17 protein-coding genes, 1 tRNA gene and 1 pseudogene are annotated in these 19,848 nt (G+C 62.1%); 6 read left to right on the forward strand and 13 right to left on the reverse strand.

The genetic code is table 11. From position 1 onward, the window contains the following. From DEVEQU_RS03725 to DEVEQU_RS03745, 5 genes and pseudogenes are all read right to left on the reverse strand, one after another. Positions 1 to 309 (reverse strand): annotated as a pseudogene (locus DEVEQU_RS03725) (hypothetical protein); the annotation flags it as partial. A gap of 196 nt (positions 310 to 505) precedes the next feature. Next, positions 506 to 1,357 (reverse strand): fumarylacetoacetate hydrolase family protein, encoded by an 852-nt coding sequence (locus tag DEVEQU_RS03730; RefSeq protein WP_126149235.1) that lies wholly within the window; start codon positions 1,355 to 1,357, stop codon positions 506 to 508. An 84-nt stretch (positions 1,358 to 1,441) separates the two neighbouring features. Next, entirely contained in the window at positions 1,442 to 1,879 is a 438-nt protein-coding gene (locus DEVEQU_RS03735) for an RbsD/FucU family protein (RefSeq protein WP_126149236.1), read from the reverse strand. After that, positions 1,879 to 2,172, reverse strand: coding sequence for a hypothetical protein (locus tag DEVEQU_RS03740; RefSeq protein WP_223214090.1), 294 nt, complete (start codon positions 2,170 to 2,172; stop codon positions 1,879 to 1,881). Before DEVEQU_RS03740 ends, DEVEQU_RS03735 begins: the two co-directional genes overlap by 1 nt. An 8-nt stretch (positions 2,173 to 2,180) precedes the next feature. Further along, positions 2,181 to 2,930 (reverse strand): GntR family transcriptional regulator, encoded by a 750-nt coding sequence (locus tag DEVEQU_RS03745; RefSeq protein ID WP_126149237.1) that lies wholly within the window; start codon positions 2,928 to 2,930, stop codon positions 2,181 to 2,183. Between the two features lie 133 nt (positions 2,931 to 3,063). On the opposite strand from DEVEQU_RS03745, the gene DEVEQU_RS03750 reads away from it, so the two are divergent. Further along, a complete protein-coding gene (locus DEVEQU_RS03750; RefSeq protein ID WP_126149238.1) occupies positions 3,064 to 4,614 on the forward strand; it encodes a UxaA family hydrolase in 1,551 nt (516 codons plus the stop codon). Positions 4,615 to 4,816: 202 nt separating this feature from the next. Here the strand turns inward: DEVEQU_RS03750 and hpt are convergent, their stop codons facing one another. Together hpt and DEVEQU_RS03760 are read right to left on the reverse strand one after the other, a co-directional pair. Further along, the gene (hpt, locus tag DEVEQU_RS03755; RefSeq protein ID WP_126149239.1) at positions 4,817 to 5,356 is read right to left on the reverse strand and encodes a hypoxanthine phosphoribosyltransferase; all 540 of its coding nucleotides are present in this window, start codon (positions 5,354 to 5,356) and stop codon (positions 4,817 to 4,819) included. Positions 5,357 to 5,517: 161 nt separating this feature from the next. Then, positions 5,518 to 5,892, reverse strand: coding sequence for a RidA family protein (locus DEVEQU_RS03760; RefSeq protein WP_126149259.1), 375 nt, complete (start codon positions 5,890 to 5,892; stop codon positions 5,518 to 5,520). A 149-nt stretch (positions 5,893 to 6,041) separates the two neighbouring features. On the opposite strand from DEVEQU_RS03760, the gene DEVEQU_RS03765 reads away from it, so the two are divergent. Beyond that, positions 6,042 to 6,338 (forward strand): GNAT family N-acetyltransferase, encoded by a 297-nt coding sequence (locus DEVEQU_RS03765; RefSeq protein ID WP_126149240.1) that lies wholly within the window; start codon positions 6,042 to 6,044, stop codon positions 6,336 to 6,338. On the opposite strand, the gene DEVEQU_RS03770 is transcribed toward DEVEQU_RS03765, so the two are convergent. The 3 genes from DEVEQU_RS03770 to DEVEQU_RS03780 all read right to left on the reverse strand — a co-directional run bounded on the left by DEVEQU_RS03770 (position 6,335) and on the right by DEVEQU_RS03780 (position 9,908). Continuing rightward, entirely contained in the window at positions 6,335 to 7,396 is a 1,062-nt protein-coding gene (locus DEVEQU_RS03770; protein WP_164550232.1) for a DUF3298 domain-containing protein, read from the reverse strand. The two genes, DEVEQU_RS03765 and DEVEQU_RS03770, sit on opposite strands and share 4 nt — an antisense overlap. Positions 7,397 to 7,465: 69 nt before the next feature. Continuing rightward, the gene (locus DEVEQU_RS03775; protein ID WP_126149242.1) at positions 7,466 to 9,205 is read right to left on the reverse strand and encodes a sensor domain-containing diguanylate cyclase; all 1,740 of its coding nucleotides are present in this window, start codon (positions 9,203 to 9,205) and stop codon (positions 7,466 to 7,468) included. A 103-nt stretch (positions 9,206 to 9,308) separates the two neighbouring features. Continuing rightward, positions 9,309 to 9,908 (reverse strand): alpha/beta hydrolase, encoded by a 600-nt coding sequence (locus DEVEQU_RS03780; RefSeq protein ID WP_126149243.1) that lies wholly within the window; start codon positions 9,906 to 9,908, stop codon positions 9,309 to 9,311. A gap of 141 nt (positions 9,909 to 10,049) precedes the next feature. Between DEVEQU_RS03780 and DEVEQU_RS03785 the strand changes: the two genes are divergently transcribed. Continuing rightward, positions 10,050 to 11,444, forward strand: a complete 1,395-nt coding sequence (locus DEVEQU_RS03785) for an L-serine ammonia-lyase (RefSeq protein WP_126149244.1) — start codon at positions 10,050 to 10,052, stop codon at positions 11,442 to 11,444. Here DEVEQU_RS03785 and DEVEQU_RS03790 read toward each other — a convergent pair. Both DEVEQU_RS03790 and DEVEQU_RS03795 read right to left on the reverse strand, forming a co-directional pair. Further along, positions 11,425 to 11,940, reverse strand: coding sequence for a hypothetical protein (locus DEVEQU_RS03790; RefSeq protein ID WP_126149245.1), 516 nt, complete (start codon positions 11,938 to 11,940; stop codon positions 11,425 to 11,427). The genes DEVEQU_RS03785 and DEVEQU_RS03790 overlap by 20 nt on opposite strands. 10 nt (positions 11,941 to 11,950) lie before the next feature. Then, the gene (locus DEVEQU_RS03795; RefSeq protein ID WP_164550233.1) at positions 11,951 to 14,248 is read right to left on the reverse strand and encodes an LPS-assembly protein LptD; all 2,298 of its coding nucleotides are present in this window, start codon (positions 14,246 to 14,248) and stop codon (positions 11,951 to 11,953) included. Between the two features lie 455 nt (positions 14,249 to 14,703). Between DEVEQU_RS03795 and DEVEQU_RS03800 the strand changes: the two genes are divergently transcribed. Both DEVEQU_RS03800 and DEVEQU_RS03805 read left to right on the forward strand, forming a co-directional pair. Beyond that, positions 14,704 to 14,779, forward strand: a tRNA-Phe gene (locus DEVEQU_RS03800). A 585-nt stretch (positions 14,780 to 15,364) separates the two neighbouring features. After that, a complete protein-coding gene (locus DEVEQU_RS03805; protein ID WP_126149247.1) occupies positions 15,365 to 16,063 on the forward strand; it encodes a hypothetical protein in 699 nt (232 codons plus the stop codon). A gap of 333 nt (positions 16,064 to 16,396) precedes the next feature. Here the strand turns inward: DEVEQU_RS03805 and DEVEQU_RS03810 are convergent, their stop codons facing one another. After that, entirely contained in the window at positions 16,397 to 17,293 is an 897-nt protein-coding gene (locus tag DEVEQU_RS03810) for an SH3 domain-containing protein (protein WP_164550234.1), read from the reverse strand. Between the two features lie 339 nt (positions 17,294 to 17,632). Between DEVEQU_RS03810 and DEVEQU_RS03815 the strand changes: the two genes are divergently transcribed. Continuing rightward, positions 17,633 to 19,702, forward strand: coding sequence for a M13 family metallopeptidase (locus DEVEQU_RS03815; RefSeq protein ID WP_223214091.1), 2,070 nt, complete (start codon positions 17,633 to 17,635; stop codon positions 19,700 to 19,702). Positions 19,703 to 19,848: the final 146 nt, after the last annotated feature.

Genomic DNA, 19,848 nt, shown 5'->3' on the forward strand with positions numbered 1-19,848 from the left:
CCCGCCCAACCCTGCCCCATCCAGCAGGCCGTAGGAGATGATCCCGCCATTGTCGGGCAGCACGACCAGCTTGTCGCCGCCCAGATTGAGCGTCACCAGCCCCTCTTCGAGCAGCGACACATCGAGCAGCGAGGCCAGGCCTCCCGTGCCGCTGGTTCCACCGGAACCGCCGGTCAGGTTGCCGACCAGATTGGTCACCGGGCCGAGCGGTAGAGCACCACTTCCACCGCCGCCTCCTGCACCACCGCCACCGCCCAGAAGCCCGGACAAGGTCTTGTCGAGATTGAGCACGCCACCCAGAATAGCCATTGTGAACTCCCTAGATACTGTTGCCGGTCTCCGCGGGACATCGGCCCCAAAATGCCGGTTCAGCCTCGACGTTAGGGGCAACAGTTAAATGGGATGGCAACGTCTTCATCCGCACAAATGCGGATCAGGCTGGCCCAAGGCAAAGCGCCCCCGGACCAGCGATCCGGGGGCGCAATGTCTAAAACCAACCTGGCGATCAGGCGCTATAGGCCCGCACGTTCTGGGTCTGCTCGCCCAGCCCCTCGATGCCGAGGCGCATGACATTGCCAGGCTTGAGCCAGACCGGGTCGGGCTTGATGCCCATACCGACACCCGGCGGAGTGCCCGTCGAGATGATGTCGCCCGGCTGCAGGCTCATGAACTGGCTGACATAGGAGACAATGGTGGCGACGCCGAAGATCATGGTCTTGGTGGAGCCGTCCTGGTAGCGCTTGCCATCGACTTCGAGCCACATCTTGAGGTTCTGCGGATCGGCCACTTCGTCCTTGGTCACCACCCAGGGGCCGATGGGACCAAACGTGTCTGCGCCCTTGCCCTTGTCCCAGGTGCCGCCGCGTTCGGTCTGGAAATGCCGCTCGGACACGTCGTTGATCAGGCAATAGCCGGCCACATGGTCCAGCGCGTCCTTTTCCTCGACATAACGGGCTTCCTTGCCGATGACGATGCCCAGTTCCACTTCCCAGTCCGGCTTGATGGCGTTCTTGGGAATGATCACGTCGTCGTTCGGCCCGATGATGGCGCTGGTCGCCTTCATGAAGATGATCGGCTCAGCCGGAATGGGCGAACCGGTCTCGGCGGCGTGGTCGGCATAATTGAGGCCGATACAGATGAACTTGCCCACCTGCCCGACACAAGGGCCAATGCGCTGGCCGGCATCGAGCACCGGCAGTGCATTGATGTCGGCACCGGCGATCTTGGCCAGGCCCTCGGGCAGCAGCGTCGCGCCGGCAATGTCGGAGACGATGCCGGAGAGATCGCGCACGGTGCCGTCGGCAGCGAGAATGGCGGGCTTTTCGGCGCCCTTGGCGCCAATGCGGAGCAGTTTCATGGCGGGGTCTCCCTATGATGTGGCCTGTCCATACAGGCTGACATGTTAGCCTGTCGAGGCCGACCTTTGACCAATCCGTTCGCTTTATGCGGCAGCGGGACGGATGATCCCCTTCTTGAGAATGATGTTGCCGTAAAGGCGCGCTTCCCCGGTCTGCACCACCGCCGCCGCCGTGCGCGCCCGCTCGTAAAAGGCAAAGCGCTCTATGGTGGAAAAGCCCTGCCCCGGCTCGTGCCGGGTGATGATGGTCTCGAATTCCCCATAGATGGGCGGCCGCGCCGCCGCATCGCCCACCACCGCCATGCCGATGGCGGCGGCATCGACGAAATCGTCGAGCGGCATCAGCGTCAGCACCGCGTCAAGCACCTGCGTGGCCGAAACCCCGTCGAGCCGCATCACCTCGGGCCCCAGATACTCGGCCGGAAAATTGGCGTCGACGATGACGATCTCATCGCCATGGCCCATGGCGCGCAGCGCATAGAGCAGGTCAGGGCCCAGAATGGGCGGAATGGACTTGAGCATTATTGATCCTCTTCACTCTCCAGGCCCAGGGCACAGCTGCGGTTGAGCCCGGTGCCCGGGGCATTCTCGAATGTGCAACTGGTGGTGGGCGGATCGCCGCAGACCCGCTCCAGTTGCTTGAAACCCACGCATGTCCCATCCGGACCGCGATAGCCGGGCCCGCCCTTGCAACCGCATCCGGTGCAGGCGGCACGCTCCGGACAATTGGCCAGCACAGGTGCAGCACCGAAGCCAAACCCGCCAACCAGCCCGATGAGTGCCAGAACCAGCCGCAGGCTCTTGGTGATCGCCATGCTCCGTCTCAACCGAACGGAAAATCGTCGGTGTCACTGGCAAATTCCGCCCCGTCGTCAAACAGCTCGGGATGTTCACGTGCAAAGGCGAACAGCTCCACCATCACCGCGTCGATATGGGCGCGGATCGCGGCGATGGCCTGTGGCGCATCACCTGCCAGGATGCCGTCGAAAATCGCCTGATGCTCGGCAATGGTCAGCGCCAGCCGGCGCGGGGTGATGATCAGCCGCCGCGCCCGGTCGAGATTGGCGCGGGCCCGGTCGATGATCGACTTGACCTTGGAGAGCCGCATAGTGCGGAAAATGGTGTCGTGAAAGCCCACATCGATCTGGTGGAAGGCTTCCGCATCGTCCCGGCTCGCCGCCTCGCGCTGTTCGGCCATATTGGCGTGCAATGCCGCGATCACTTCGGCATCGTGCTTGCCGATCAGCACCCGCAAAGCCTCGCTTTCGAGCCCTTTGCGGATCAGCATATATTCGCGCACATCGGCGATGCGCACCAGCGACACGGTGGTGCCGCGCTGCGGCGCGATGTCCACCAGCCCCTCATCGGCTAGGCGCGCCAGCGCCTCGCTCACCGGAAAGCGCGACACGCCCAGCTGCGTGCAGATCGCCGCCTTGTCCACCACCGCGCCGGGCGGCAGCGCCAGCGTCACGATGGCGTGGCGCAGGCTATTGGTGACATCGATGGTAACGCTGCCGCGCGAGAACGTCCCCGCTGCGGGCAGAAAATCATAAGGACCGGCTTCCGTTTTCATGCTAACATGTTAGTTAGGGTCTCAGTGCTTGACAATGCCGAAGCGTCGTCACCGCCCGCAATCTGCGGGCAAACCCCGACCAGGTAAAGCGCCGATCCGTGTTTCCCCAGGCCCCCGGACTCAAGACACCGCCATGACCGACACCCTGATCCGCCCGCAAGGCAAGACGCTCGTGCTCAACCCCTCCGACAATATCGCGGTGGCTTTGGCCAATCTCGATGTCGGCGCCGAGACCGCTCAGGGCGTCAGCATCGTCCGCCGCGTTCCGCGCGGGCACAAATTCGCCACCCGGCCGATTGCGGCGGGAGAAGCGGTGGTCAAGTTCGGCCAGATCATCGGCTTTGCCAAGGAACCGATCGCGCCCGGCGATTGGGTGCACGAGCACAATTGCGGCATGGGCGGGCCCGACGGCACGCTGGTACACGACTATGCCTTTGCCGAGGGCGCTATCCCGGTCGACTTCCTGCCCCAGGCGCAGCGCGCCACCTTCGAGGGCTATCGCCGCGCCAATGGCAGCGTCGGCACCCGCAATTATATCGGCATCCTGACCTCGGTGAATTGCTCTGCTACCGTCGCCAAATTCGTCGCCGAAGCCATCAACCGCTCCGGCATTCTCGATGATTACCCTGAGATCGACGGCGTCGTGCCCTTCGTGCACGGCACCGGCTGCGGCATGGAAAGTCGCGGCGAAGGCTTTGACATCTTGAAGCGCACCCAATGGGGCTACACCTCCAACCCCAATCTCGGGGCGGCGCTGCTGGTGGGTCTCGGCTGCGAAGTGTTCCAGATCGGCCGCATGAAGGAACTCTATGGCATCGAGGAAAGCCAGACGTTCCAGACCATGACCATTCAGGAGCGTGGCGGCACCAAAAAGATGATCGAATGGGGTGTCGAAAAGGTCAGGGAAATGCTGCCCACCGCCGCGGCGGCCCGCCGCGAGACCGTCGATGCCAGTCATTTGACCCTGGCGCTGCAATGCGGTGGCTCCGACGGCTATTCCGGCATCACCGCCAATCCCGCACTCGGCTATGCCGCCGACATCCTGGTGCGCAATGGCGGCACCGCCATTCTCTCGGAAACCCCCGAAATCTATGGCGCCGAACACCTGCTCACCCGCCGTGCCGCCAGCCGCGCCGTGGGCGAAAAGCTCATCCAGCGCATTCATTGGTGGGAAGATTATACGCGGCGCAACCATGGCGAGATGAACAACAATCCCTCGCCCGGCAACAAGCTGGGCGGGCTCACCACCATTCTCGAAAAGTCGCTGGGTGCTGCCGCCAAGGGTGGCACCACCCCGCTCACCGCCGTCTATGAATATGCCGAAAAGGTCACCGAAAAGGGCTTTGTCTTCATGGACACGCCCGGCTTCGATCCGGTCTCGGCCACCGGCCAGGTCGCCGGCGGCGCCAATATCCTGTGCTTCACCACCGGCCGTGGCTCCGCCTATGGCTGCAAGCCCGTCCCCTCGATCAAGCTCGCCACCAATTCCGATGTCTATGCGCGCATGACCGACGACATGGACATCAATTGCGGCGATATCGTCGAAGGCGTCTCCATCGAGCAGAAGGGCCAGGAAATCTTCGACCTCATCCTCAAGGTGGCGTCGGGGGAAGAGACCAAATCCGAAGCCCTTGGCTATGGCGACAACGAATTCGTCCCCTGGCAGGTCGGCGCGGTGATGTAGGGGCGCTGCCCCGTGATCGTGCTATACGCGCAGAGCGTCACCCTCGGGCTTGACCCGAGGGTGTTTTGTTTTGGCGGTTGCTGAAAGTGAAGACCCCTTGGGTCAGGCCCGAGGGTGACGAGCGGTGGCCTAAGCCCCTCATCCGTCTTGCGCTGTGCGCAATCCACCTTCCTCCACAAAGGGAGAAGGGAAAATCGGTGCCCTATTCGACGAACCGCACCTTGCCGATATGCGGCAAATTCCGGTTCCGCTGCGCGTAGTCGATGCCATAGCCGACCACGAATTCATCGGGAATGTCGAAGCCGATCCAGCGCGCCGGCACCTGCGTTTCGCGGCGGCTGGGCTTGTTGAGGAGGGCACACACTTCCATGCGCCGCGGATGCCGGGTTTCGAGAATTTCGAGCACATGCTTGAGCGTATGGCCGGTATCGATGATATCCTCGACCACCAGCACGTCGCGCCCGGCGATTTCGCCGCGCAGATCCTTCAGAATCCGCACCTCGCGGCTCGATTCCATCGCATCGCCATAGGAGGAGGCTTCGAGGAAGTCGACCTCGACCGGCAGGTCGATCTCGCGCACCAGATCGGCGATGAAGATGAACGAGCCGCGCAGCAGCCCCACCACCACCAGCTTGTCGGTGTCGTGAAAAGTCTCGGTGATTTCCGCCGCCAGTGCCTCGACGCGCGCGGCAATCGCCTTGGCCGAGATCAACTGGTCGACGACATAGGGGGGCTTTGACACGGGATGAGTCACTCTCGCTGGCTCTGTCGATATTGTCCGGACCGCTGAGGCAGGGTCCGGCAGGGGAGCGCGACAGCCTCGCCCCAGCCATGCGCCCACTGCTCGCGCAAAGCGCTGCCCCGGTCAAGCCGCCGCCGCACTGCGACGGAGGTTTTCCGCCCTCAGGGCCGCCGCGCCACCAGATCGATTTCCACCAGCGCCCCCACTGCCAGTGCCGTCACCCCGACCGTCGTCCGGGCCGGCAACTTGCCGGGCTCGAAAAAACTGGGCCAGAGCGCATTGAGCGCCGCATAGTCGCGCTCGAACTGCGTGAGATAGATGCGGGCCATGGTCACATGCTCGAGTCCCAGCCCGATGCCGCCGAGCACAATTCTGAGGTTCTCCACCACCCGCCGCGTCTGCGCCTCCACCCCCTCGGGCAGCGGCGCATCGGGCGCCGCCGGATCGGTGGGCATCTGACCGGTGATGAACACCCAGCCATCGGCCTCCACCGCATGACTGAACGGGGCGACCGGACGCGGGCCGGAGGAGATCATGTGATGCAATAGCGCGCTCATGGCAGGTCCAGGTTGGGTGGAATTGTGATCAACATCGCTGCCGCGGCGTCGCTGTCAACCACCGCCCCTTGCGAGCCGTTCATAATCCGTTCAGACTCCGGCAAGACTCACAACTAAAGGGGCTGGTCATGGCCGAAGGCGAGTACGAGATCCGGCGCGAGCAGAGCGCCACCAGAGGCCGCTATGTCATCGACCTTGCCCCCGGTTTCGAAGCCGAAATGACCTATCGCTGGTCCGAAGGCGGCCCCATGGTCATCGACCACACCGGCGTGCCCCCCGAATATGAAGGCCGCGGCATCGCCGCCCAACTGGTCAAGGCCGCCATCGCCGACGCCAGGGCAGAGGGATTCAAGATCACCCCGATCTGCCCCTATGTCGTCGTGCAATTCCGCCGCCACCCAGAATGGGCGGATCTGCACTCCTAATAGCCGTAGCGGATTTTATCAGCCTTCTCAGACAGATACGGCTCAAGATCGGTCCAGGACACCCGCGCCGTCGGCGCGCCATAGGCATAGGCGGAGACCTCGTAAGGCTCGAACTGGATCAGTAGACCGTAATCATCGGAAAAGTCCCAGCGCGTCGGATCGACCGCCACCAGGGCAACGACGTTGCTGTTGTCATCGAGCATGAGATTGTCGCCATGCTCGGCCTGGAGTGCCGCCAGCGTCAGCGCCGTCAGCTTCTTCTCCCAGCCCTTGCCGGTAAACATATCCGTAGCCTCGAGCCCGCGCTTCTCATCGACGAGATAATGCAGGTAGGAGAGCGAATAATTGCCGTGCGCAGCGCCGTGGCCATACCAATACGTGTTTACTGCCAATGAGATACGGCCGGTTCCGGCTTGTTCCTGAACGGTGATCTTGTTGTCGGTATTGCTGGTGTCGTCGTCTTGTCCGTCCCCTTCGCCGCCCTGGGCAGCGAACATGCCGAGCTCGACCTCACCCTGCTTGCGCACGAATTCGTTGAACGCCACCGCATAGGGTTCGCTCGAATCCAGCTGCACCAGCGTCTGCTCGTGCTGGGCCACGGGCCAATTGGAATCGGGATCATCTGCCTCATAGGGATCGGGCAGCGCCGCATAGCGTGACTGCGGATAGAACCGCCGTCCATCCATCATTCGGCTGGTTTCGAGCACCTGGCTGCGGCTACTGAAAATATCGACGAGGCACGACACCCCGTTCTCGCTATAGGAGCCCTTGGCCATCGGCTTGGCATCGGAGGTGCAGGCCTTTTGCGCATAGTCCAGCCAGATGCGCTGATCGGCGCGCACGGCGTCAAGCGCCGCCTTGGAGAGCCCGCCAATCGCCGTTTCATAGGTCTTGCTCAGCCGCTCATCGGCCCGAGAAAGCTCGGGATTGTCGCAGATTGCGTGCTCGAACGGCGTTGACGCCTTGGCGCAGTCAAAACTGGCGGCCTGCGCCACCATCACCGTCGGCGCCGTGAAGCCGGCAATCGCCATTGCCACAACAGGAAGAAATTTCAACACCTTACGCCTCCTCGGCATGCAAGTTTCTGGATCAGGATATCCGGGATTTTTACGGCCGACAAACGGGGGTCAGGCCGTGCGCGGCTGCATCTGCATCTTGGCGTCGAAGACGACAACCATATTACGCCCGCGCTCTTTGGCCATATAGAGAGCCGCATCGGCCATATCGGCAGCAAGGTCGAGATTGTCGCCGCGCTCGGCCAGGCACGCGCCGACGCTGATCGAGATCGCCATCTGCTCGCCGGCCGGCCCGATGACGGGCGCCTCGGTGATGGCCGCCATCAGCCGCAGTGCCGCAGGTCGCAGCGCCGCCGCCGCACAGCCGGGCAGCAGCACGATGAACTCGTCACCACCCCAGCGCGCGCAGCTGTCACCGGTCCCCATAATGGTGCCGATCCGCCGCGCCACCTCCAGCACCACAGCATCACCGGCGGCATGGCCATAATTGTCATTGATGGTCTTGAACCGGTCGATATCCAAGAGCATCAGGCCATAATCGCCTGCCGCGGCGGCCTGCTCATGGGCCTCTGCAAAACCGCGGCGGTTGAGAATTCCCGTCTGTCCGTCGCGAAACGCCAATTGCTCGAGCTCGCGCGTTCGCTCGCGCACCCTTGCTTCGAGCAGCCGCGTATTGTCGTCCACGGCCGTCGCCATCTCTGTAAAGGCGGCTGAAAGCCGGCCGATTTCATCCTGCTGCCCCACGCCCATATGCAGGGCCGGACCATAGTCCCCTTCTCGGGCGCTGCGCACCACGCCCTCAAGCCGCACCAGCCGGTCGAGCACCTGTCGCTTGAACACGAGGACCAGCATGATCGTCCCTAACCCCATCACCGATATCAGCAGCAGCCCGATGGGCAGGAACAGCTGCCGGTCGATGATGGCGTCGACATCCATCAAGGTCACATTGTACCAGCCGAGCCGGTCGAGATAGCCCACGCCCACCAGCGTAGGCTTGCCGCCGATATCGACGAAAGCCGAGCGCGCCAGCGTCTCTCCGTCGGTGACATCCTCCATCAGTCCACGCAGCACGGCCTCATCCTTGGGGCTGTCCACCAGCGAGAACACGGTGCGCTTGGCCCGGATATCTTCCGAGAGGCTGGCCAAATTGACCAGGTTCTGGTCGCGATGCGCCTGCACCAGCCCGCGGCGATCGACGAACATCGAGGTCACGCCGACCTGGGGCACATTGACCACTTCCTGGATGAAGGCGGTGAGGTCGATGCCCGTACCCAAAACCCCGAGCACCGTGCGTCCCTCGCGGATGACGCAGTTCATCCACACCTTGGTCACGCCCAGATTGGCGTCGTTGTCGACATTGAGATGGCACCCGTCACCCAGCGACTTGGTGGCGAAATACCAGGCGTCGCGGGGGTTGTCGGCGCTCACCGCATAGCGCAGCTGGTTGCCGGCATAGCCATTGCCGGCATCGTTGAAATAGTAGTTTTTCGAAGCGTCGATGACGAAGAAATAGGAGCGATCGGTAAAATTCTGCCGATAGTGCTCAAGCTCGGCAATGCCACGGCGCTTGAGCACGGGATCGTCCTCATTGCGTGTCCAGTCGCGGATCGCCTGGCTGCCCGCCAAGGTCTCGGCTAGCGACACCTCTCGAATCAATGTGCCCAGACCGCGATGGCGATCATAAAGCACCTGCTTTTCGGCAAAGAGCGTGCCGAGTTGGATAACGGTCGACGCAACGATCCAGTTGAACGCGAAATAACTGGGGACCGCCACCAGCGCGAAGGCCAGCACCACGAAAATCAGCACCCGGGAGGTCAGGGAATTGGTGATTGTGCGGCGAGGCGCAGGCATGCTCGGGATCCGGTTGGTGGATGCGGGGCTCCCCCGCGGACTTATCCTTGCGCAAAACGCCTATAGACTCTGTTAACGCCCAACCAACCGGAACCGCCTGCCCTTAGGCCCGCAGCCAGGCCTGGATAGCCAGCAATTCCTCGTTGCGCACCTCATGGCCGCCCTCGTGCCAGGCCAGCTCTGTCTGGGCACCGGACCTCGAAAAATAATCCGAAAGCGCTTGCGTTGCCCCGGCTGGCGCAATCGGGTCGCGGCGCCCCGCTGTGATCAGCACCCGCCGATCGCTGAAATCGGCTGCGGGCGGCGCAAAGGGAATGAGCGGATGCATCAGTATCGCCCCATCGAACAGGTCGGGCGCCGCAAACATCACCGAGGCCAGAATATTGGCGCCATTGGAGTAACCCAGCCCCAGCACCTGGCGCGGCCGCTCCGCGCCGATCGCCTCGCGCACGAAGTCGGCCATGGCGCTGGTCCTCATGGCAAGATCGGCCATGTCGTAGATGCCTTCGGCGGTCCGCTTGAAATAACGGAGCGCGCCGCCCTCGCTAACATCGCCACGCGGCGCAACCCTGCGGGCCTCCGGCAGCAGTTGTCCGGCCAGCTCGAAAAACTGGTTCTCGTCCCCGCCCGTGCCATGGAAGAGGAAAATCACCGGCGCGGCGTCGTCGGCGCCCGGGGCAGAACGGAATTGATACATGGCCATGCTGTCTCTCCTGTTTGCTCCGATATTGTCTTTTAGCCCGCCACGGGCAATCGCCCGGCATGGCCACGCTCTATTGCCGATTCCGGAACAATTGAGCCTGACCCATGGTTGCTCTCCGGTGCCGCCGGGGTAAGATGGATCATGTTCCTGTCCGTTTTCGACGTCTTCAAGATCGGCGTGGGTCCATCGAGCTCGCACACAATGGGCCCGATGTCGGCCGCGCGCCGCTTCCTCGATGAACTTGTCGGCGCCAACTGGCCCCGCGCATCGCGCGCCCAGCCCAAGGCGCTGACGGCGAGCCTGCATGGCTCTCTGGCCTATACAGGCATTGGTCACGGCAGCGATCGCGCCGTCATCCTCGGTCTTGCCGGACACGAGCCGTCCAGCATCGACCCTGACCAGATGGACGCCATTCTCGAAACGGTGCGCCAATCTGGACAGGTCTCGCCCGAGGGCCACCCCAGCTATCGCTTCCGTCCCGCCGTCGATCTCGAACTCGACCGGCGAACGCCCCTGCCCGGCCACCCCAACGGCATGCAGTTCGCCGCCTGGGATGCGGACGGGCAGTTGGTGCTGCGCCGCATCTACTATTCCATCGGCGGCGGCTTTGTGGTCAGCGCCGACGAATTGGAGGCCATGCGCTCAGCGCCAGCCGAGCCGCAGGACGTGCCCTGGCCCTTTGCCAATGCCCGGCAGATGCTGGACATGGCGCGGCAATCCGGCCTTTCCATCGCCGCGATGAAGCGCGCCAATGAAGAGGCGCGCATGAGCCGGCAGGCGCTAGACCGGGGCCTCGACGCCATCTGGGCGGCCATGTCGGGATGTATCGACCGTGGCCTGGTTCAGGACGGGCAATTGCCCGGCGGGCTCAAGGTGCGGCGTCGGGCAAGAGCGATCCACACGCAGTTGGCCGAGCGCTGGCAACGCAACGAAATCGACCCGCTGATGGCCAATGACTGGCTCAGCCTCTTCGCCATGGCGGTAAACGAGGAAAACGCCGCCGGAGGCCGTGTCGTCACCGCCCCAACCAATGGCGCCGCAGGCGTTATTCCCGCGGTCATCCGCTATGCCATTCAGTTCAATGCCGGCACCGGCCAAGGCGCCATCCGCGACTACCTGCTGACCGCCGCGGCCATTGGCGGCATCATCAAGCACAACGCCTCCATTTCGGGCGCCGAAGTGGGATGTCAGGGCGAGGTGGGCTCGGCCTCGTCCATGGCCGCAGCCGGGCTCTGCGCCATTATGGGCGGCACGCCCGAGCAGGTTGAAAACGCCGCCGAAATTGCTCTCGAGCACCATCTGGGCATGACCTGCGACCCAGTGGGAGGTCTGGTGCAAATCCCGTGCATCGAACGCAATGCCTTCGGCGCGGTCAAGGCGGTCACCGCGGCGTCGCTGGCCCTCAAGGGGGACGGCACCCATGCTGTGCCGCTCGACGCCTGCGTCGAGACCATGCGCCAGACCGGACGCGACATGAGCGACAAATACAAGGAAACCAGCCAGGCAGGCCTGGCCGTCAACGTTGTGGCGTGCTGACCCCACCCGGCCGATAACCGGCGAGAATGGCGGCCCGCAAGGCCTCGGCAACCGCATTCGCCGCGGCTTCCTCAGCGCCGATCTCGGATTCGTAATTGGTCGGCGAGAGCTTTTCGCCCTGATAGCTCGTGTCGGCAAAGCGCGTGAACGACACCGTCTGCCCGTCCGGCTGGCGGATGGTCACGGTGGCTTCGACGCGCACGCCCACCGGGCGACCGGCTGGAATAGCGTTTGAAATCCCTATCGACGGGCCCGACTTGACGGCCGCGACGCTCAGCACCGGATCACCGGCGCCAGCCGTGGCCGGAAAGGCAATCGCCAATCGGTTGAGAACGATTTGGCTCAGCCGGTTGGCGGGCGGCGCAAAGCTGAACCGCGTTGAGGCCATAGCCGCGGCGGACCGATCGCCATAGACCGGGGCAAAGCTGGTGCAGGCCACAAGCGTCGTCGCCAACAGCACTGCGCTCATCATGCCAAGAAGTCGAATTCGGGTCATCTCAGCGTCCTTATGGCGCCACGCCGGGGCCGGTATAGCCGATATCGAAGCCGGCAGGCGCCTTGAGGCGGAATGTGGCAGTGACCCGCGTATCATTGGGCTTGATGTGGGTCGCACCAGTCCGCGACGCGCCAGCACCGATCTGCAGATAACCGTCATCATACATCAGGCCGGCACCCACCTGCAGGAAACTATTGGCGTTGAGGTCCCAATAGGTACTGCCGGACACCGACCAGTAATCGCTGACGGGCACCGTCAGCTCCGCGCCGATCTCGTTCTGGTCGCGCACCATACCAGCGGCAGGAACAGCAGCAGTGTAGCGGTAATTGAGCGCGGCCGAGAACCGCTCCTGGCTGTAGCTGGCACCCAGACCGACCCGCGCCAAAGCCAGCTTGGCCGTGTCGATCTGCGCCTTGCCGCCGAGCTTCAGGCCGCCCGTACCCCCGGCATAGGCACCAAGCACCGCATAAGACGAATTGGCCTCAAGCCCTGAGCCCGCTCCCGCCTGCGTCGTGTCGGGTAGGGCAAAGGCATTGGTACCGGCGAGCAGGAACGACTGCCCGGCGATCACCTCGAGATAGTCGCCACCATCAAAACTGGCGAGATAACGCCCACCGATATTAGCACGCAGGCCAGTTTCCTGCCGGTCGATGCCGGTGAAGCGGTTATAGGTGAAGACATTGGTGTCATCGAGCACCACGCTCTGACTGTCTTCATTGGTAATGCCGGGCTTGCTGCTGGCCGCACCCCGATAGACGATCTGCCCGATCGGCTCGATCAGATGCGTCACGCCGGGACTATGGGCAGCCATCGGGTAGCGAACATCCAAGGCCGCGATGGGCGTCACGCCCCAGAGATTGCCGCTGGGCGGCGCACTGGCCAGGAGGCTGGTATTGTCGTAATGCGCTCCGTCGATGCGCACCCCCAGGAAGGGCGTAGCGACAAAGCCACCGCCAATCATCTGGTTTTGCCAGGCAAGCTGGGCCATGCCGTGCAGCCTGGTGCCGGCATAACCAAGATCGTAGGTCACGCCGTTGACAACGCGGGAGCTGTCTGCCTGCCGGCTGATACCCAGGAGACGCGCCTCGACATCGATACGTCCCGCACCGGGCGGCAGGGTAAAGCTCTTTTCCACCCGGATATTGGGCAGGGCAATACCCTGCTGGGCCCGCGTCTGGTTGGTGTTGGCCCCAAGAAGATTGAACTGCTGCACCCGCGCATCGAGATAGGTATCGGCGGTCAGATGAGTGGCATAGACCTCGTTCACCGCTGCGCGGCCCGGATCCAGCCGATAATCTTCGAAATAGGCGCTGTCGGTGAAGGCCGCATAGGCAAATCCTACCTTCCAGTCGGCCACCGGGACGAATTCGCCCGAAGTCTGCAAGGCACCACGCCAATCCCGTTGCGCATCGGCAAAGGTGAAGGCGTTCTTGTCGAACTGGTAGAGCCCCGACGCCTTGATGCGGAACGAGCCCTGATCAAACCGCTGCACCCATTCGGCGCCGAGCAGAAAGCCCTGACGCGTCAGCAGGGTGGGCGTAAAGATGACATCGGTAAATTTGGTGGAATAGACATTGAGCGGCACTTCGACCTTGAGGCCGATGCTCTCGCTATAATCGAGCGAGGGGCGAGGCGCCTTTTCAAGCGCGCTATCGCTGAGATCGGGCAGCCAGAGGTAGGGCAGCCACGCCACCGGCACGCCAAGCAGGGCCAAGGTGGGGTTTTCAAGACTCACCGATCCATCATCGGCATTATAGACCACCCGGCTGGCACTGACCGACCACCCTATCCGCCGTCCCTGCGCGTCGATACAATCGCCGCATGGCGCATAGCTGGCATTATCGAGAATGGTGCGCAACGCCTGGTCATATTCGGCGCTGTCGGCGGTAATGCGGGCCCCGTCACTGGAGGTGATGGCGATGGAATTGAGGAAGGCCTGCTTGAGCCCGCCGGTCACCTTGAGATCAGCGGCGCTGGCCACATTGCCGGCCGGATCACGGATGCTGACAGCCCCGGTGAAGACCAATTCGCCACTGCCGCGCCGATAGACCAGATCCTGGCCGCGCAAGACATAGCCGCTGGCCCCAAGCACCACATCGCCCCGGGCGGTGATGATATTGCGCTGCGCATCGAAAATCAGCTCATCGGCTTCTACCGCCGTGGGGGCCGTGGCATCGAAAGGCGCGTTGAAGAACGCCTCCGGCAAAAGGCCCTGGGCGCTCGCGGGAGCCAGCGCAAGCGCACTCGCACCACCGAATGCGGCAGCGGCGACCCAGCGCAGCAATGCATGGCGATCAAGCAGCCCCAAAACCCAGCCTTTTCTTATCCGGCAGCAACGACCTGCAGAGTAAACCCCGCGTCACGCCGGAACGCACACCTCGCCCGGTCCATGACGTCCCCAAGCGAGCAACGTCCGGAAACTACAGATGTATCCCGGACCCGGCAACGAACAAAGTGCCCCTGCCCACCGGCCTGCGCGCCACAGACGCTCCACAGCGCTAATCAGCGCCGAAAACAAAAAGTACTTTCAATGCCCTAACCGAGTTTAACCTCTTGTAAACCATGCCCGCCAAGACAGCGTCTTTTGGCCCTGCTGTTGCACGCATTCCGCACCTTCATGCCAACCCGCCAGCAGTGACGCGCGGCAGCGACATTGCCGCCACATGACAGATTTTCCACAACTCCACTTCTGCCGCTTGCGCCGCCAAAACACTTCACCTATAAGGCGCGTGGCTAGTCGCCGGGCGCCCACTGCGCCCTGATGCCCAGATAGCTCAGTTGGTAGAGCAGCGGATTGAAAATCCGCGTGTCGCTGGTTCGATTCCGGCTCTGGGCACCACCTTCTTCCATTTAAGTTTGATGGCTTGCTTGAGTTTCAAGCCAGCACCGCATGGCCCCAAACTGTGCTGGATTTGCACACGGCACCCCTGGCGCACCGCGAATACCTTCCTTTAAGATCAGCGACTTAGCATACCGACGCGGAGCGGGTTAGCACACCAGCTAGCACAAACCGCAGCAACGCTCCGTCGCGTCGGTATGATCCCAAAGGACTCGCTGGCTGGGTGGCAAGGGGCTAGAGGGGCACATGAGAACGACTGCGCGCGCCCGACGCCGTTGCCGAAAATCGCGGGATTGCGCCTCGCTCCCGACGGTCGGCTTCGCAACAATTTCTTATTCGGGCACTTTTACGTCACTCAGCCCATCCATCGGGACGTAAGCCACCACATGCTGGCGCGCAATCTCGAAACAACAACGAAGATGATCGACACGTTCTATTCGGAAAATCCGCGCCACCGATAAAGGCGGACGGATTGCTAGAGGCAGACTGTACAAGACCGGTGAGAATGCCGGGACTACAGCGATGGTTGCCGCATAAGCCCGGGTGGTTCATGTTAAATCCGCAACTTCGCGGCAGGTATCACGCATGGATTTCATGAAGCTCCTCAAATCGATTGAGGAACTGCTCTATGAGCTAATCACATGGTTCGTGTTTTACCCTTTGACCTTCTGGCGCATCGTCACGCGGCCGATATCGATGCTGGCCTATGCGCAAAAAGAACTGACCGAAAAGGATCACGAACAGTTCGACGATGCGGTCAGCCCGCCCATCCTGCTGCTGTTGACGCTGGTCCTGTTGCACGTCCTGGAGGGTGCAGTGGCAGGGCGCGCACCTTCAGTCTTTCCGACGCTATTGCAAGATGACCGAAACCTGCTGGTCTTTCGCGCCTTGGCCTTCAGCCTTTTCCCGCTGTTGTTCGCAACCATGAAGCTACGCAACAGCGGCGCCCGCATGACGCGCACCACTCTCAAGCCGGCATTCTACAGCCAAAGCTATGCCACTGTTCCCTTCGTCATGGCGATCAGCCTTGGCATGCAACTCTCTTCGCACGCCCAGGCGCTGCCCGGTGGGAGCATGTGGGGCCTCATGGTCGCCCTGGCCGGAACGATATGGTATTTGGCGGTCGAGACGGTGTGGTTGTCCAAGGGGACGCAAATGTCCAGATTGCGAGCAGTGCTCGCCACGCTGGGGATATTTCTTGTTGCAGTATTCGTCCTGCTTGTCGCTGCCGCCCTTGTTGCCCTGGTGGGGTATCAAATGGATCAGCAGGCGCCCACGCCCTAGTTCGCTAGCCGGTTGGACCCTGTCCGGACAGCAAGCCGACAGATAACAGCGGCCAATCATTGTGGCGATGGGCCAGTGCGGACACCCAAAGCGCGCCCGTACGCAAATAGGCTAGGGTCGGCAGGATCCGCGTATTACCGATGCATTGACGGACATTCCAGTCATGGTGGGCAGGTGCCATTCGGCCGACCAATGCGCGAAAGGGACCACAAGTATCCGGTTGCTCGGACTGCTTCCTATCGGCACCCACAATAATGTGGATAGTTCCGACCTTCGCCTGTTCCTGCCCTCAATAATCTTGCGGCCCCACCGAAAGCAGGGCCGCTCAGGACACTAGCGCACAGACTGAAAGCTGCCATCCAGCGCAAAATAGCAGTTGAAGAACTGCGTGCTGCCATCGGCCTGGTCGAACCAGCCCTGCACAACATAATTGCCTGGAAGGCTGAGGACACTGTTCACCGTGATCTCGGCCGGTCGAACTCCGAAACGCGCCGAAGCTTCACCGGTGCAGAAGCGCGGCATGTCAGCGGTAGACACCGCACTTGGCGTTGGGTTGGACCCCACCGGCTGCGGCTGGGGGCGTGGCCTCACGACGGTTGGCAGGGAAGTTGGCTGGCCAAAAGATTCATGCAGATATCGGCCCGCGACCCAACCGCGCTGGCCGCGCGGTGTTTCGACCTGACACCAGCGGGTGCTGCCACTGGTGGTGCAGCCGAAATTGCGGAGCGTATCGCCATCGCGCACCGTGCCGATGACCGGGTTACCGGTCGACGGGCCGGAGCGCACATTGAGCGTATCGCTGCCCAGCCCCTCAACCTGCCAATAATCGGGTCCGCTGCCGACACTGACCGGCGCTACCGGGCCGGATGGCAGCGTGGTTGGCCGTGGCGTTTGGCCGGCTGAGCCGTCCACAGAGACGGTCAGGTCGAAGTCGGCCGTCTCATTACGGCGGGCCGCGTTGCGCATCAGGTAAACGCTGATGGTGTAATTGCCCGAGGATGTGAGGCGCAGATTGGTGGAATTGCCCGAGATGGAGCCATTGAATAGCGCATCCGAGGCGCCCGGGGCGCTGATGTTGAAATAGTTGCTCGAATTGTTGGTATCGAGCTGCACGGACATGGTCTGACCGGCTGATACGCCGATGCGATAGTCAATGGTCTGATAGCCCTCGATGGTGTCCGAGAGCGTGGTGCCACTGGCCCCGCGGGGAAAACGAACGTCAACAGTCATCGCATCCTGAGCCGACGCTGGAAGCAGCGACAGCATCAGAGCAACTAAAGTGGTCAAGGTAGCGGGTAAGAAGGCACGGCGGATTGATGTGATGGTCACGACAGCCTCCGCAAATAAATTCATTACCCCACGGTTTGGCGAAGAAGTGCCGATATTGTGGCAATCAAAATCACTTTTTGTATCGCTTCAATTTTAGGCAATATTCAGAATTTTTCTCACCTTAGGGACGGTTCTGGCGTCCAACGCGACTTGCGCAAGTAAAGGCCGATAAGTGATTTGCCATTTCGCAAATTGCGAATTCTGATGGTCTTATCGCGTCAGCCCTGAGGAAAACCGAGCATGAGCCGTAAACGTGCTTTCGCCCTTGTCGCATCCACTGCTCTGATGGGAGTGTCGGCGCTCGCCCAGGACGCCCCAGCCATTCCCTCGCTTGGCGCGGCAGAGCTGAATTTCTCCGTCGAGAACATGGACAGGTCGGTCTCACCGAAGGAAGATTTTTACCGCTACACGTCGGGCGCCTGGCTCGACCAGGCCGTCATTCCCCCCTCCTCGCCAGATGTGAATGTGTTCAGCTTCATGGTGGACCATGTCACCGAGCAGATGGCCACGGTCATATCGGATGCGGCGGCCAAGGCTGATGACGCGGAAGCGGGAACGCCGGCGCAGCAGGTCGGTGACCTCTACAATTCCTTCATGGATCTGGATCGGATCAATGCCGCAGGCGTCACGGCGCTGCAGCCAGCGCTCGACACGCTTGAAGCAGTGGACAGCCTTGACGATCTTTCCACCTATCTCGGCAAGCGTGGGCGCGACACCGCATCCTTCGTGCTGGCCGCAATCGTCCCTAATGCCGATCGCGCCGACAGCACCAAGATGGCGTTGTGGTTCCTCAGCGGCGATCTCGGTATTGCATTGGGTGCCATCTATGAGGAAGGCGAGGATTCGGCGCGCGTTGTCGCCTACAAGACCTTCGTGCGCGACACCCTGATCCTGGCCGGTGATAGTCCCGAAATTGCCACCGAGACAGCCGACCTCGTCTTTGAGCTCGAAGCAAAAATGCATGCGGCCAAGGCCACACCCGTGGAGCGGGTGGACCCCCGCAATGTCTATAACCCGGTACCGTTCGAGGACTTGCAGGCAGAAATTCCCGAACTCGACCTGACCCTGCTGGTGCGGGGCCTGGGCCTCGAGCCGGAAGAGACGGTAGTCAAGACCGAGCCGCGCTATCTCAGCGTCTTGTCGCAGATTCTGCGTGATTATTCCCTCAATGAGATCAAGGCCTATCTCCGCTTCCGGCTGATCGAGAACTATTCAAGCTATCTCGGCCCCGCTTTCGAGGCGCCGGGCATCGCCCTCATTCAATCCCTGATCGGGACCTCGGAGACCAAGCCGCGGGAGGAGATGGCGCAAAGCCTGCTCAAATCCAATCTCGGCCAGCCGCTGTCGCGGCTCTATATCGATGCCTATTTCGCCGAGGAGACACGGCAGACGGCGCTCGACATGATGGACCGGATCAAGGCGGCGTTCCTTGAACGCATCAAGACCCGCAGTTGGCTGAGCGAAGAGACACGCGCTGCCGCCATCGAGAAGCTGGAACGGCTGACTTATTATGCCGGCTATCCCAATGAATGGCTCGACTACAGTTCGGTCGAAATCAAATCCGATGACCTGATCGGCAATATCACGCGCCTCAACCGACACATGATCGATGTCGAGGTCGCCAAGATGGGCAAGACCGTAGTCGAGACCCATTTCAGCGACGACGCCACTCTGCCCCTCAGCGTCAACGCGGCCTATAGCCCGTCGATGAATGGCTTTGACGTGCCTGCTGCCATTATCCAGCCCGGCATGTTCGATATTTCGCAGCCCGCCCCGGTCTATTTCTGTCGCCTCGGCGCGGTTCTCGGCCACGAAATGACCCATGGCTTCGACAGCGGCGGGCGCCTCTTCGATGCCGATGGCAATCTTCGGGACTGGTGGACGGCGGACGACGCGGCAGCTTTCGAGGCCGAAGCGCAGAAGCTGGTGGATCAGGCCAATGCCTATGAGGTTCTGCCCGGACTGATGGCCAATGGCCCGCTGAACGTCAAGGAGAACATGGCCGACTTCGGCGGCATAACCCTCGCTCACGCAGCACTGATGACCTATCTGGAGGAACATCCGGATGAGAATGTCGAAACCGACGGGCTGACGCCGTCGCAGCTCTGTTTCGTCGCCTTCAGCCAGATGTGGGCAACAAAGTCGACCGACCAATACACAGCCTATCTCGTCGGCAATGACGTCCATGCCACCGGCGACTACCGCGCCTTTGCGGCCCTCCAGCATGTGGACGCCTTCTATGAGGCCTTCGACATCAAGGAAGGTGACCCCATGTGGCTCGCGCCCGAAAAGCGCGTGCACGCCTGGTAGGCGGCGGTGGGAACGGCAGGCCTGTTCCCCCGCCGGGCATGACGATGACCTTTCACCAAGGTTGAAGACATGACCACCGGCATCCTCGACGACAGTGCGGAAACCTACACGATCGCCGACGTGGTTTTTCTCGGCGACTGACGGCA

It is taken from the genome of Devosia equisanguinis (assembly GCF_900631955.1).
GTDB lineage: Bacteria > Pseudomonadota > Alphaproteobacteria > Rhizobiales > Devosiaceae > Devosia > Devosia equisanguinis.

Bases quoted from the DNA above. Each gene is read 5' to 3' on its own strand.
- DEVEQU_RS03730 (WP_126149235.1), bottom strand. From the start codon at position 1,357: ATGAAACTGCTCCGCATTGGCGCCAAGGGCGCCGAAAAGCCCGCCATT.
- DEVEQU_RS03735 (WP_126149236.1), bottom strand. From the start codon at position 1,879: ATGCTCAAGTCCATTCCGCCCATTCTGGGCCCTGACCTGCTCTATGCG.
- DEVEQU_RS03740 (WP_223214090.1), bottom strand. From the start codon at position 2,172: ATGGCGATCACCAAGAGCCTGCGGCTGGTTCTGGCACTCATCGGGCTG.
- DEVEQU_RS03745 (WP_126149237.1), bottom strand. From the start codon at position 2,930: ATGAAAACGGAAGCCGGTCCTTATGATTTTCTGCCCGCAGCGGGGACG.
- DEVEQU_RS03750 (WP_126149238.1), top strand. From the start codon at position 3,064: ATGACCGACACCCTGATCCGCCCGCAAGGCAAGACGCTCGTGCTCAAC.
- DEVEQU_RS03760 (WP_126149259.1), bottom strand. From the start codon at position 5,892: ATGATCTCCTCCGGCCCGCGTCCGGTCGCCCCGTTCAGTCATGCGGTG.
- DEVEQU_RS03765 (WP_126149240.1), top strand. From the start codon at position 6,042: ATGGCCGAAGGCGAGTACGAGATCCGGCGCGAGCAGAGCGCCACCAGA.
- DEVEQU_RS03775 (WP_126149242.1), bottom strand. From the start codon at position 9,205: ATGCCTGCGCCTCGCCGCACAATCACCAATTCCCTGACCTCCCGGGTG.
- DEVEQU_RS03780 (WP_126149243.1), bottom strand. From the start codon at position 9,908: ATGGCCATGTATCAATTCCGTTCTGCCCCGGGCGCCGACGACGCCGCG.
- DEVEQU_RS03785 (WP_126149244.1), top strand. From the start codon at position 10,050: ATGTTCCTGTCCGTTTTCGACGTCTTCAAGATCGGCGTGGGTCCATCG.
- DEVEQU_RS03790 (WP_126149245.1), bottom strand. From the start codon at position 11,940: ATGACCCGAATTCGACTTCTTGGCATGATGAGCGCAGTGCTGTTGGCG.
- DEVEQU_RS03805 (WP_126149247.1), top strand. From the start codon at position 15,365: ATGGATTTCATGAAGCTCCTCAAATCGATTGAGGAACTGCTCTATGAG.
- DEVEQU_RS03810 (WP_164550234.1), bottom strand. From the start codon at position 17,293: ATGACTGTTGACGTTCGTTTTCCCCGCGGGGCCAGTGGCACCACGCTC.
- DEVEQU_RS03815 (WP_223214091.1), top strand. From the start codon at position 17,633: ATGAGCCGTAAACGTGCTTTCGCCCTTGTCGCATCCACTGCTCTGATG.